At 57.5% G+C, this 12,988-nt stretch carries 10 protein-coding genes and 2 pseudogenes; 5 read left to right on the top strand and 7 right to left on the bottom strand.

Annotated features, from left to right (window positions below; genetic code table 11):
* Nucleotides 1-135 precede the first annotated feature (135 nt).
* Nucleotides 136-897: a DNA-binding transcriptional repressor YgbI gene (ygbI, locus tag ACSZO1_RS18985; protein WP_437615424.1), complete on the bottom strand. Its 762-nt coding sequence runs from the start codon at nt 895-897 to the stop codon at nt 136-138.
* Nucleotides 898-1,164: 267 nt separating this feature from the next.
* On the opposite strand from ygbI, the gene ltnD reads away from it, so the two are divergent.
* The 5 genes from ltnD to ACSZO1_RS18960 all read left to right on the top strand — a co-directional run bounded on the left by ltnD (nt 1,165) and on the right by ACSZO1_RS18960 (nt 6,222).
* On the top strand, nt 1,165-2,070 hold the full coding sequence (ltnD, locus tag ACSZO1_RS18980; protein ID WP_437615422.1) for an L-threonate dehydrogenase: 906 nt from the start codon (nt 1,165-1,167) through the stop codon (nt 2,068-2,070).
* Entirely contained in the window at nt 2,070-3,329 is a 1,260-nt protein-coding gene (gene otnK, locus ACSZO1_RS18975; protein WP_437615426.1) for a 3-oxo-tetronate kinase, read from the top strand. The genes ltnD and otnK overlap by 1 nt, the downstream gene beginning before the upstream one ends.
* A complete protein-coding gene (gene otnC, locus ACSZO1_RS18970; protein ID WP_437615420.1) occupies nt 3,329-3,955 on the top strand; it encodes a 3-oxo-tetronate 4-phosphate decarboxylase in 627 nt (208 codons plus the stop codon). The genes otnK and otnC overlap by 1 nt, the downstream gene beginning before the upstream one ends.
* Nucleotides 3,955-4,740 (top strand): HPr family phosphocarrier protein, encoded by a 786-nt coding sequence (locus ACSZO1_RS18965; RefSeq protein WP_437615418.1) that lies wholly within the window; start codon nt 3,955-3,957, stop codon nt 4,738-4,740. Before otnC ends, ACSZO1_RS18965 begins: the two co-directional genes overlap by 1 nt.
* A 126-nt stretch (nt 4,741-4,866) precedes the next feature.
* Nucleotides 4,867-6,222, top strand: coding sequence for a GntP family transporter (locus ACSZO1_RS18960; protein WP_437615416.1), 1,356 nt, complete (start codon nt 4,867-4,869; stop codon nt 6,220-6,222).
* A gap of 59 nt (nt 6,223-6,281) precedes the next feature.
* On the opposite strand, the gene ACSZO1_RS18955 is transcribed toward ACSZO1_RS18960, so the two are convergent.
* From ACSZO1_RS18955 to ACSZO1_RS18930, 6 genes and pseudogenes are all read right to left on the bottom strand, one after another.
* Nucleotides 6,282-7,772, bottom strand: coding sequence for an FGGY family carbohydrate kinase (locus tag ACSZO1_RS18955; protein ID WP_437615414.1), 1,491 nt, complete (start codon nt 7,770-7,772; stop codon nt 6,282-6,284).
* 2 nt (nt 7,773-7,774) lie between these two features.
* Nucleotides 7,775-8,719: a transketolase family protein gene (locus ACSZO1_RS18950; RefSeq protein WP_437615412.1), complete on the bottom strand. Its 945-nt coding sequence runs from the start codon at nt 8,717-8,719 to the stop codon at nt 7,775-7,777.
* A pseudogene (locus ACSZO1_RS18945) lies at nt 8,712-9,543 on the bottom strand (transketolase). The gene ACSZO1_RS18950 and the pseudogene ACSZO1_RS18945 overlap by 8 nt, the downstream one beginning before the upstream one ends.
* An 85-nt stretch (nt 9,544-9,628) precedes the next feature.
* Entirely contained in the window at nt 9,629-10,732 is a 1,104-nt protein-coding gene (locus ACSZO1_RS18940) for an ABC transporter permease (protein WP_437615410.1), read from the bottom strand.
* 2 nt (nt 10,733-10,734) lie between these two features.
* Nucleotides 10,735-12,270: pseudogene (locus ACSZO1_RS18935) on the bottom strand (sugar ABC transporter ATP-binding protein).
* A complete protein-coding gene (locus tag ACSZO1_RS18930) occupies nt 12,267-12,878 on the bottom strand; it encodes a DUF2291 family protein (protein WP_437615408.1) in 612 nt (203 codons plus the stop codon). The pseudogene ACSZO1_RS18935 and the gene ACSZO1_RS18930 overlap by 4 nt, the downstream one beginning before the upstream one ends.
* Between the last annotated feature and the right edge of the window lie 110 nt (nt 12,879-12,988).

The raw sequence follows: 12,988 nt of genomic DNA, 5'->3' as shown, positions 1-12,988 counted from the left end.
TGAATAATAAAGGCCAAATATTCACCAGTACAAAGTGATCGTATACGTTTTACAGAGAGATAATACAGCTCAGCTAAAGTAAGGCTAATACAGCTAAGGACTCCACTGAACCCCACCGATTAAATCGCACCTTCCCTAGCGGGCGAGAATCAGCTCCCAGTTCCCTTCGCTCAGCACACTGTGTCCGGCACTGCTCAGTTGCGTATCAGTGATGATGGTGTCAAAGGTGCTTAAAGGCAGCGCAAGGAAAGTCGCAATTTTGTTGTACTTAGAGCTGTCGCTCAGCAGCACGCGTTTGCTGCTGATTTCGCTAACCGCCTGCTTTACCGTGACTTTATCTTCATCCGGCGTATACAGGCCACGCGGTCCCCAGCAGGAGGCGGAGATAAAGGCGATATCGATCGCCAGATGACGCAGGCTGCGGGCGGCAGCCTCGCCGACACAGGAGCGATTCTCACGGCACACCGATCCCCCCGAATGAATCACCCGGCAGGCACTGCTTTCCATCAGCAGATTGGTCACCATAAAGTCGTTGGTTACCACCAGAAGATCATCACGATCAGCCAGTTCACGCGCCAGCGCCAGCGTGGTCGTCCCGGCATCGAGATAAATGCAGCTGTTGCGCGGAATATGCTGGGCGGCACAACGGCCAATCGCCGCTTTCTCGGCATTATACAGCGTGCTTTTGGTCTGATGTGACGGCTCAGACGCCAGCCGATCCGCAGAGCGCACACCACCGGAGACGGACAGCACGGCGCCCTGCTCCTCCAGTTTTTGCACATCACGACGAATGGTCATATGCGATACCCCCAGCCGCTCCGTCAGTTCAGCGATACTGAGCACACCACGTTCTGCCACCAGCGATAAAATCTGTTGATGTCGTTCAATCGGGATCACACTGGTTCCTTGGGGTTTATCATTTTTTCACAGTTTAAAACATTGGCGGCGTGAAGCGAACAGAAAATCACAACACCAGAAAGCATATATGCCCGAATAACAACAGAAATGGCATGAAATCCGGGTGTTTTCTGTTAACAACCCTTGTTCTTTTTTGTGAATTAAAAGTGAATAAATGTGATGTATCACACATTTATTTGCCCGTAACCCTGTCAGGATTAACACTAACAAACAAATAATCACTTTATTTAACAGAGGAAGCCGACAGTGCCAGTATCAAATGTTTGCGTTATCGGACTAGGTTCCATGGGTATGGGTGCAGCCACCTCCTGCATCCGCGCGGGATTAAATACCTGGGGTGTGGATCTCAATCCTGTGGCGCTGGAAAACCTGCGCCAGGCTGGCGCGCGCGACGCACAGACCTCTGCCGCCGGTTTTGCTCAACAGCTCGATGCGGTGCTGCTGTTGGTGGTCAATGCCGCTCAGGTGAAAGCCATCCTGTTTGGCGATCAGGGGCTGGCCGCCAGACTGCGTCCGGGCACGGTGGTGATGGTCTCTTCCACCATTTCAGCCCAGGATGCTCAGCAGATTGAACAGCAACTGGCACAGCATCAGTTGCTGATGCTGGATGCGCCGGTTTCCGGCGGCGCAGCTAAAGCGGCAACCGGTGATATGACGGTGATGGCCTCCGGCAGCGATCAGGCTTTTGAATTGCTGCAGCCAGTGCTGGATGCGGTGGCGGCGAAAGTGTATCGCGTCGGCAGTGAAATCGGCCTCGGCTCCACGGTGAAAATTATCCACCAGCTGCTGGCCGGGGTGCATATTGCCGTCGGTGCCGAAGCGATGGCGCTGGCCGCGCGTGCCGGCATTCCTCTAGACACCATGTATGACGTGGTCACCAACGCCGCCGGAAACTCGTGGATGTTTGAAAACCGCATGCGTCATGTGGTGGACGGCGATTACAGCCCGAAATCCGCCGTCGATATCTTTGTTAAAGATCTCAACCTGGTGGCGGAGACCGCGAAATCGCTGCACTTCCCGCTGCCGCTGGCCTCAACCGCGCTGAATATGTTTACCGAAGCCAGTAATGCCGGTTATGGCCGCGAAGATGACAGTGCAGTGATCAAGATCTTCAGCGGCATTACCCTGCCGCAGGGTCAGGAGAAAGCATGATGCGTTTAGGGGTTATCGCCGACGACTTTACTGGCGCGACCGATATCGCCAGCTTTCTGGTACAAAACGGTCTCTCCACCATTCAGTTTAATGGCATCCCGCAACAGGATGCGCCGCAGAACGCCCAGGCGATTGTGGTGAGTCTGAAATCGCGCTCCTGCCCGCCACAGCAGGCGGTTGAGCAGTCACTGGCTGCATTAGCCTGGCTGCAGCAACAGGGCTGTGAACGCTTTTACTTCAAATACTGCTCCACCTTCGACAGCACGGCACAGGGCAATATCGGCCCGGTCACTGATGCGTTACTGCAGGCACTGGGTGAACAGCAGACGGTGATCTGCCCGGCCCTGCCGGTGAATGGCCGTACCGTCTATCAGGGGCATCTGTTTGTCGGCGCGCAGCTACTGTCTGATTCCGGTATGCGTCACCATCCGGTGACGCCAATGACCGACAGCAACCTGCTGCGTCTGATGGAACGCCAGGCCAGCGGCAAAGCCGGTCTGATTGCTGCACCCGTTGTCGATCAGGGCGCTGATGCACTGCGTGAACAGTTACAGCAACTGGCACAGCAGGGCTGCAACTATGCGGTGATCGACACGCTGAGTGAACAGCATCTGCTGACCCAGGGCGAGGCACTGCGCGATATGCGTCTGGTGACGGGCGGCTCCGGGCTGGCCATCGGTCTGGCGCGCCAGTGGGCGGCAGGAAACAGCAATGTGCAGCAGGCGCAGGAAGCGGGTCGTCCGCAGGGTGAACGCGCGGTGGTGATCTCCGGCTCCTGCTCGCAAATGACCAATCTGCAGGTCAGTGCCTATCGTCAGCAGGCACCGGCGCAGGAAGTCAGCGTGGAACGTTGCCTTGCCTCTGCTGAACAGTACGCACAACAGCTGTGCGACTGGGTGGCAGCCAACAGCCAGCAGGCACTGGCACCATTACTGTATGCCACTGCCGATGCACAGCAGCTGCAGGCGATCCAGCAACAGTACGGTGCAGAGCGCAGCAGCGCCGCCGTCGAACAGCTGTTTGCCGCCGTCACGCGCGAACTCAAAGCACGCGGCTGGCAGCGCTTTATTGTTGCGGGAGGTGAAACCTCGGGCGTGGTGGCGCAGAACCTCGGTGTTACCGCCTTCCATATCGGCCCGACCATTTCTCCCGGCGTGCCATGGGTACGCGACATTCAGCAACCGCTGTCGCTGGCGCTCAAGTCTGGCAATTTTGGCGATGAACACTTTTTCCGCCGCGCACAAACGGAGTTTTTCTGATGACTGAACAACAAGCCCGTCTGGAGATGGTGCAGCTTGGCGCCTCGTTTTTCCAGCGTGGATATGCCACCGGCTCCGCCGGCAACTTATCCATGTTGTTGCAGGATGGCACCTTGCTGGCAACACCGACCGGTTCATGTTTAGGCGAACTGGATGCGGACCGCCTGTCAAAGGTGACGCTGCAGGGCGAGTGGATTGCCGGTGATAAGCCATCAAAAGAGATCGCCTTTCACCGCGCGCTGTATCTCAACAACCCGGCCTGTAAAGCCGTGGTTCATCTGCACAGCCATTATCTGACCGCCCTCTCCTGCCTGCAGGATCTGGACAGTGAAAACTGTATTCGCCCGTTCACCCCTTATGTAGTGATGCGTGTCGGCGACGTGCCGGTGGTGCCGTACTACAAACCGGGCGATCAGCGCCTGGCGGAAGACCTGGCAAAACTGGCGGCACAATATCGCGCCTTTTTACTGGCGAACCACGGTCCGGTGGTGGTTGGAAAATCACTGCGTGAAGCAGCCGACAACACGGAAGAGCTGGAAGAGACTGCCCGCCTGATGTTTACCCTTGGGGATCGCGCCATTCGTTATCTCAGTGATGATGAAGTGGCGGAGTTAAGGAGCCGATAATGCCAAAGTTTGCAGCGAACCTGTCGACACAGTTTACTGAAGTGCCCTTTACCGAGCGCTTTGCCGCCGCTGCCCGAGCTGGTTTCCGTGCGGTAGAGTTTCTGTTTCCTTATGACTACCCGGCGGCCCAGCTGAAGCAGTTACTGGAGCAGAATCAGTTACAGCTGGTGCTGTTTAACACCGCGCCAGGCAATGTGGCAGCCAGCGAATGGGGCGTATCAGGCATTCCGGGACGGGAAGCGGAAGCACGTGCAGATATCGACCGCGCACTGGAATATGCGCTGGCACTGGACTGCCCGCAGGTGCATATCATGTCCGCCACCGTACCGCCAGGAGCCGATCGTCAGGCGTATGTCAGCACCTTTATCAGCAATATGCGCTACGCCGCCGGGCGTTTCGCGCCGCATAACATCACGCTGCTGATTGAAGCGCTGAACCCGGTGACCAAGCCGAACTACCTCTACTCCAGCCAGTATCAAACGCTGGAAATGGTGGAGCTGATTGATCGCCCGAATGTCTATACCCAGCTGGATCTGTTCCATGCTCAGCTGGTAGATGGCAATCTCAGCCATCTGATCCGCGAGTATGCCGGACGCTACCGTCATGTGCAGATCGCCTCTGCCCCGCATCGTCACGAGCCGGACGAAGGCGAAATCAATTACCCCTGGCTGTTTAACCTGCTGGATGAAGTGGGTTATGACGGCTGGATCGGCTGTGAATATATTCCACGCGGCGACACCGTTGAGGGACTGGGCTGGTTCACGCCCTGGGCGCATAAATCCTGATTTAAACCCTGTAATACCACCGATGGTGACACACCGGTGCGGCTCTGGTCGTCTGCAGGATGTACCAGCACCAGGCTTTGCTGTACCCCGTTAATCAAAAAATGATAATTATATCTGAGGTTTACCATGTCCACTGCATTGCTGTTAGCCATCGCGACCGCCAGCATAGTGATCCTGCTGCTGCTGGTCATTAAAGCCAAAGTTCACCCGTTTGTTGCCCTGCTGATTGTCAGTCTGTTTGTCGCCATTACCACCGGCATTCCGGCGGAAAAAATCATGGAGACCATCATCAGTGGCATGGGCAATCTGCTTGGCCATATCACCATTATTATCGTGCTGGGGGCGATGCTGGGGGCAATAATTGAAGCCTCTGGCGGCGCGGAGTCGCTGGCACAGCGCTTCAGTAAAACGCTTGGGATAAAACGCACCGTAGCAGCACTGACCATGGCGGCGTTTATTCTCGGCATTCCGGTGTTTTTTGAAGTCGGCTTTATCATCGTGATTCCGCTGATTTACGGCTTTACCAAAGTGGCGCGCGTGTCGCCGCTGAAATTTGGTCTGCCGATGGCCGGTGTGATGCTCACCGTGCATGTGGCGCTGCCGACCCACCCAGGCGCGGCCGCGGCTGCGGGTATTCTGCACTCCGATATGGGCTGGCTGATGATGCTGGGTATTGCGGTGTCGATTCCGGTGGGTATCGTCGGTTATTACGTGGCAAAAGCGATGAACCGCCGTCATTACCATCTGTCTGTTGAGGTACTGGAACAGCTGCAGATGGCAAAACCGGAAGGGACAGAAAAGAAAAATGAACCGGCTCCGCCGGGCGCGCTGACTATCGCTGGCCTGATTGTGGTGCCGATTCTGCTGATCGTGATGGGTACGCTGGCACATTCACTGCTGGCAGAAGAGAGCCTGCTGCGTAAAGTGATGACGGTGATTGGTACACCGCCGATTGCGCTGCTGATTTCACTGGCACTGGCGGCATGGCTGCTGGGTCTGCGTCGCGGCTGGAGTAAAGATAAGCTGGAAGATCTGACCGGTCGTGCCATTCCGGGTTCCGCCAGCGTGATTCTGGTGGCCGGTGCCGGTGGTGCATTCGGTAAAGTGCTGGTCGAATCCGGTGTGGGGAAAGCGCTGGCGGTGACACTGGAAACACTGCATCTGCCCCTGGTGCCAGCTGCCTTTATTTTGTCGCTGGCGCTGCGTGCCTCGCAGGGTTCCGCAACCGTGGCCATCCTCACCACCAGCGGCCTGCTGACCCAGGCCGTCACCGGTATCAGTGATATGCAACGCGTACTGGTCACCCTCGCCGCCTGTTTTGGTGGTCTGGGCCTCTCCCATGTTAATGATGCTGGCTTCTGGGTGGTTACCCGTTATCTGGGCCTGTCTGTTGCCGACGGACTGAAAACCTGGACCGTCCTGACCACCGTCATGGGATTATGTGGTTTCGTGTTAACCTGGCTGCTGTGGGGCGTGCTCTGATTCAGCACTGAACTCTAAGAAACGGGCGGCAATATTGCCGCCCGTCATCGACTCTGCCGTCACGGCTGCGGCTGATACCGGCAACGCGCCACCGCCGCCTGCCAGCCGTGATAATTTTCCTGCATCGCCTGTGCCTGATCCTCTCGCGGATAAATGGTCACGCCACCGCGTAAGGCACTAAGTTCATTGCTCTCCTGCCACCAGTCGAGCTGCCGCCCGGCCAGCACCACCGCCCCCAGCGCGGAGACTTCCGGCGTCGGCGCTTTGATCAGCGGACGCTGCAGCAGATCGGCCTGGAACTGCATCAGCCACGGGTTATCGGTGGCGCTGCCATCCACGCACAGCTGCGCCAGCCGCTGACCGCCCGACTGTTCCATCGCGAAAAACACATCGGCAATCTGAAACGCCACGGACTCCAGTGCGACACACGCCAGTACCTCTGGTGTCGCCGCATCAGTCAGGCCGCAAATCAGACCTCGCGCCTGTAAATCCCACCACGGTGCTCCCAGCCCGGACAGCGCCGGAACAAAGTAAATCCCCTGGTTACTGACCGTGCTTTGCGCCATTTCCGTTAAGCGGCGGGGATCGTTAACCCCCAGCATACGCGACAGCCAGGCTGCACCAGAACCGGTATGAGTAATATTGCCTTCGAACGCGTAACGCAGCTGACCATCGTGCCAGGCCAGCGTAGTGCTGAGACCGCGCTCGCTCATCACCGCCTCAGGCAATGACATCATCAGTGACGAACCAGTGCCATAGGTGGCTTTAATCACTTCACTGCCGCTGGCACGTTGGGCATACAACGCCGCATGAGAATCGCCAATCAGCGCCAGAATCGGCGTACCGGCAGGCAGTCCGGCGATATCCTGCACCTGTACCTCGCCATGGTGTGCGGCAGAAGGCTGTACCTCTGGCAGCGCCTGGCGCGGCACCTTAAACAGCGCCAGCAGGCGTTCATCCCACTGTGCATCGTGAATATTAAACAGCTGGGTACGCGCGGCATTAGCGTAGTCGGTGACAAACTGCTGCCCGCCACTCAGCTGCCAGCAAAGCCAGCTGTCGACAGTGCCGATACACAGCTCACCCGCCGCCGCACGCTGATAGCCGTCCGGGATCGCCGCCAGCATGCCAGTCACTTTTGCTGCCGGGAACATCGGATCGACCACCAGCCCGGTGAGCGACGAAATCAGCGGCTGCTGGCCGTCGTGCTGCAACTGTGCGCACAATTTTTCCGAGCGGCGATCCTGCCAGCTGACCAGCGGTGTCAGCGGCTGGCCGTCGCGACGCTGCCAGATCATAATCGATTCACGCTGATTGCTGATGGCAACCGCCGCCACCGTCGCACCGCCACACTGCGCCAGGCAATCGCTTATCGCCTGACGCACCGCCTGCCAGATTGCCAGCGGGCCCTGTTCCGTCAGGCCCGGCTGCGGATGGAAAATCTGCAGCGGCTGACTGGCGCGCGCCACCACCTGCCCGGCGGCATCGACAGCAATCGCCTTCGCATTGGTGGTGCCTTCATCGATAGCCAAAATAAGCGGGCCTGACATCGTTATTCTCCCTGGCAAAGCTGCACAGCGCGGTTAACCACTCCGGCTGCATCAATACCGTGACGCGCGCGGGTTGATGCGCGGTCGCCCGCAATGGCGTATTCACCATCAGGAATGCCCAGCCGGCGCAGCTTAACGCCGTAGCCGCCTTCTGCCAGCACTTCCGCCACCAGACTGCCAACCCCGCCATTGACGTTATGTTCTTCAACGGTGATGACACTGGCATACTGATGTAACAGTTTCCCCAGCGCCTGGGTATCACAAGGTCTGATCGATGCGATGCTGATCACAGCCGCCGAAATACCGCGCTGCGCCAGCTGTTCGGCGGCATCGACAATCTCATGCACCGTGGAGCCCATCGCCACCAGCGCAATGTCTTTCCCTTCACGCAGCACGTCGATTTTGCCTGGCACAAACTGGTAGCTGTCATCGTGCAGCTGCGGCAGCGCTTTACCGTCAAGGCGGATATACACCGGCCCGACATGCTCCAGCGCGTAATCGATAATCTGGCGGCACTCCAGCGGGCAGGACGGCGCATAGATTTCGATATTGCCGAAACCACGCATTACCGCGATATCGTCGATACTGTGGTGGGTACTGGCCAGCGGACCATAGCTGGCACCCGCGTTCAGGCCGAACAGTTTGACGTTGGTGTTGTTGTAGCAGATATCCACTTTCACCTGCTCATTGGCGCGTGAAATCAGGAATGGCGCGGCGTTACAGGTCACCGCCACTTTACCGCCAATGGCCAGCCCGGCGGCAGTGCCGACCAGCGTCTGTTCTGCGATACCGACATTCACCAGTCGTCCCGGGAACTGCTTAACAAACGGTGAAATTTTGGCGGTCGAGGTGGAGTCAGCCACCACCGGCACCAGGTCGACACCGCGTTCCACGGCATCGATAAACGCCTGCACCATCACTTCGGCCAAATGTGCTGAATTACTCATCTTTCAACTCCTCCATCGCCTGCTCAATTTCATCGCCTTTCGGCACCCGGTGATGCCACTCGGGCTTACTCTGAATAAAGGACACACCAAAACCTTTCTCGGTATTGGCAATCACCACATTTGGCTTGCCGTTGGCAGGCAGATTTTCCAGCGTTTCGACCACCGAACGCATATCGTTGCCCGCGCATTCGGTGACGTTCATTCCAAATGCCAGCCATTTCTCCGCCAGCGGATCGGTGTTCATGATGTCGCGGGTGGAACCGGCCAGCTGCAGCTTGTTCTTGTCGTTAATGATGGTCAGGTTATCGAGACCGTAGTGAGCAGCCACTAACGCCGCTTCCCAGTTGCTGCCTTCCGCCAGCTCACCATCGCCGGTGACGACAAACACCCGGCGCTTGCTGTTGTCCTTTTTCGCTGCCAGGGCAATGCCCACTGCCACCGGTAAACCGTGGCCCAGCGCCCCGGTATTCAGCTCGATACTCGGCGTTTTATGCTTCACCGGGTGCCCCGGAAGATGGGAATCGGCATGCTGGTAAGTGGGTAACCACTCCGTTGGGAAGTAGCCTGCTTCGGCCAGTACACAGTAATAACCGCCCACCGCGTGGCCTTTGGACTGGATATAGATATCGCGCGTGTCATCGGTAGTGCGATCCGGCGCGCAGTCCAGAATGCGGAAATAGAGCGCCGTCAGGATCTCCACCTGTGACAAATCGGCTCCGGTATGGCCGCCTGCCGGACTGTTGGCATTCAGCGTGATAATCCGCCGACGCACTGCCCGCGCTTTTTTTTTCCAGCTGCTCCACCGAGAGTTTGAACGGATTCATAGCAACCTCTTTGCATTTAAAATCAATCACGAATATATATTCATGATGGGTAAAAAAAATGGATAACGATTAAGTGCCGTCCCGACTAATGACCGGCCTCACCCTGCTGTATCACCGCCTTCTGCGCCACCACCGCCGCTTTCTGCTGCATGCGGTTTTGCATCTGGTCGATAATCACTGCCACAATAATCACAATGCCTTTAATCACCATCTGCCAGAATTCACTGACGCCCATCATAATCAGCCCGTCAGCAAGAAAACCGATGACAAACGCGCCGATCAGCGTACCGATAACGGTGCCGCGTCCCCCGGCCAGCGAGGTGCCGCCCAGTACCACGGCCGCAATCGCGTTCATCTCAAACGCTGTGCCGTTCGCCGGGTGGCTGGCGACCAGCTGTGATGACACCACCAGACCGGCAATCGCTGCACAGAAGCTCGACAGGGTATACACCAGTACCTTGACCTGTTTCACCCGCACGCCGGAAAGCTCCGCCGCCCGCTCGTTATCACCAATGGCATACACCTGGCGACCAAATGGCAGCCGTTTGGCGATATAACCAATCACCAGCGCCAGTACCACCAACATCCAGATCGCATACGGCAGACCGAGGAAATTGCCCGCACCAAGCGCATCAAAACCGGTATTGCCCAGCTGCGGATTGCCCGCCAGTCCGGGGAAGGTTTCACCGCCCGAGGTCAGCATCGCCGCACCGCGCAGGATATACATGGTGCCGAGGGTGCAGATAAACGGTGCGACGTTATAGCGGGTAATAATCCAGCCATTACCGGCACCAATCAGCGCACCAATCAGCAGCACTACCGGGATCACCACCCAGACGCTGGGGAAAATGGCGATGCCAAACATCGGCAGCACAATCCCTTTGGTGATCAGCCAGCCTGCCACCATGCCGCACAGACCCAGTGTGGCGCCAATCGACAGGTCAATACCGGCGGTGATAATCACAAAGGTGATCCCCAGCGCCAGGAAGGCGTTAATGGCGATATGTTTAATCATGATCACCATGCTGCCGACGGCGAGAAAGTCCGGTACGGTAATCGAGAAAAAGCCGACAATCAGAAACAGCGCAATAAAGGTACGCAGCTTTAACAGCAGTAAAATCAGCCCTTCGCGCGAGTTAAACGCTTTAGCCGGTGGCGTGGTCAGAGCCGCACCCTGTGTCGTTTTCATTATCAGAACCCCTGAGCGCTCGCTTTAACCAGTGCTGACTCTTCAGCGCTGGCGCGCGGAATATCCGCGGTAAGTTTGCCACCCGACATCACGAGGATGCGGTCGTAAACCGCCATAATTTCTTTCAAATCGGAGGTGGAGAAGATCACCGCAATCCCCTGCTCCGACAGCTCCACCATCATGCGGAACACATCGGCTTTGGCGCCGACATCAATGCCGCGGCTCGGCTCATCCAGCACCAGCAGTTTCGGATTGGTTAGCAGCGAGCGGCCAATCACCACTTTCTGCTGGTTGCCGCCGCTCAGTGCCTGGATGGCGACATCCGGCGACGACACCTTGATCGACAGATTGCCAATGGTACTGGCGACCACCGCCTGCTCATCGCGTTCAGCAATCGCGAAACGTCAGGAGAGACGCCGCCACAGACTGGCGATGGTCAGATTGCTGGCGACGGACGACACCGGGAAAATACCGGTACGTTTGCGATCTTCCGGCACCAGGCTCATACCCATACGGATGCGATCCGCCGTCGACAGCCGCGCCGCCACCGGTTTGCTGTCGAGCCACAACCTGCCGAGGTAGTTCTGCTGAGTACCGAGCAGACATTCAAACAGCTCGGTACGCCCGGCGCCCATCAGACCGTAGATGCCGACAATCTCCCCGGCACGCACGTTAAACGACACGTCATCCACCAGCGTGTTGCCGGCGGCATTGACGCAGGTGATATGCTCCGCTTCCAGCACCGGTGCGCCAAAGGTGCGTCCCGGATGCAGGAAGTTGCTGACCGGTTCGCTGCCGAGCATTTCCCGCACAATCCACGGCACATCGATCTCATCGACACGCGCTTCCGCCTGGAATTTGCCGTCGCGCAGAATGGTGATCACATCACCGATGGTCATCAGCTCTTCCAGCCGGTGCGAGATATAAATAATGGTCACGCCCTGGCGCGTCAGATCACGGATCACACGGAACAGAATCGCCACTTCGGTTTTACTCAGCGCCGAGGTCGGTTCGTCGAGGATCAAAATGTCCGCGTCTTCCGCCAGCGCTTTGGCAATTTCCACCAGCTGCTGCTGACCGACTTTCAGGTTGGCGACCAGCTCACGCGGCGAAATCGGCTGATCGAGGCGCTGCAGCAGCTCTGCGGTGCGCTTCTCCTGCGCCGCCTGGTCAATCGGCATCAGGCCGCGCTGGATTTCCCGGCCAAGGAAAATGTTTTCCGCCACACTGAGGTTTTCAAACAGGTTCAGCTCCTGATGCACCATGCCGATACCGAGCCGCGCCGCTTCGCGGGTGTTATGCAGATGCACCTGCTGGCCGTTAAGCCAGATCTCACCGCTGCTTGGCTGCTGTACCCCGGCGAGGATTTTCATCAGCGTCGATTTACCGGCACCGTTCTCGCCGATAATCACATTCACTTTGCCGCGGTGAACGTGGTAATCGATGCGATCCAGCGCCAGCGTGCCGGGAAACAGCATCGACACTGCACGAGTTTCCAGAATCAGGTCAGGCTGTTGCGCGTTGTCACGTTCACTCATGGCGCCTCCGGTTTCAGCGTCAGCGCCACAGCATCCTGAATGCCCTCATGCTGCAACGTCACCGCCAGCACCACATTGACTTTTTTCCCGTTCCAGCTGTTATCCACCGCCGGTAACTGCTGCACTGCATGGCGATTCAGGGCTTTGGTCAGCTGGGCAAATTGCACCTGGTTGGTAAAATCTTCAAAGTTAAAACCGGCAGCGTCACGGATGGCGTTACTGCGGATCACCGGACCCAGCTGTACCGTTACCGGCGCGCCGTTAATGGTCATCGTCAGCGTGCGTTCGCACGCGTTGCTGTTGTCAAATGCTGTTACCTGGCCGGAGGCTTTGACAAACACGCTTTCGCTGCTGCCCGCTTTCACGGTACGGCTCTTTTCCTGCAGGGTGGTCCAGTCCAGCGCGTGGCTGCTGGCGGCGGCCATCACTTTGCTGTCCCAGTTTTCTTCTACCACCTGCTGTGGCGTTTGATTGCTGTAGCTGGCTTTGGCGTGGGGATCCGGCGGAATGATCGGTTTACCATTCGCATCCAGATCCACCACGGTACAAGCCGTCAGCAACAAAGAGGCACAAGACAACACCGCCATGCCCCATTGTTTCTTCGACATAATCAGCCTCTCAGCGCTTATTTAGCCAGGTTGAAGGCGGATTCAAGTTCGAAGTGCAACGCTAAGCCGCCTGTCTTAACTCTGCAAAGACCACTGAAGGCTGCCGGAAC

Source organism: Erwinia sp. V71 (assembly GCF_965644245.1).
Classification (GTDB): Bacteria; Pseudomonadota; Gammaproteobacteria; order Enterobacterales; family Enterobacteriaceae; genus Erwinia.
The sequence above is the reverse complement of the archived record's forward strand: the minus strand, read 5'-3'. Positions and strand labels throughout refer to the sequence as shown.

Bases quoted from the DNA above. Each gene is read 5' to 3' on its own strand.
- otnK (WP_437615426.1), top strand. From the start codon at position 2,070: ATGCGTTTAGGGGTTATCGCCGACGACTTTACTGGCGCGACCGATATC.
- otnC (WP_437615420.1), top strand. From the start codon at position 3,329: ATGACTGAACAACAAGCCCGTCTGGAGATGGTGCAGCTTGGCGCCTCG.
- ACSZO1_RS18965 (WP_437615418.1), top strand. From the start codon at position 3,955: ATGCCAAAGTTTGCAGCGAACCTGTCGACACAGTTTACTGAAGTGCCC.
- ACSZO1_RS18960 (WP_437615416.1), top strand. From the start codon at position 4,867: ATGTCCACTGCATTGCTGTTAGCCATCGCGACCGCCAGCATAGTGATC.
- ACSZO1_RS18955 (WP_437615414.1), bottom strand. From the start codon at position 7,772: ATGTCAGGCCCGCTTATTTTGGCTATCGATGAAGGCACCACCAATGCG.
- ACSZO1_RS18950 (WP_437615412.1), bottom strand. From the start codon at position 8,719: ATGAGTAATTCAGCACATTTGGCCGAAGTGATGGTGCAGGCGTTTATC.
- ACSZO1_RS18940 (WP_437615410.1), bottom strand. From the start codon at position 10,732: ATGAAAACGACACAGGGTGCGGCTCTGACCACGCCACCGGCTAAAGCG.
- ACSZO1_RS18930 (WP_437615408.1), bottom strand. From the start codon at position 12,878: ATGTCGAAGAAACAATGGGGCATGGCGGTGTTGTCTTGTGCCTCTTTG.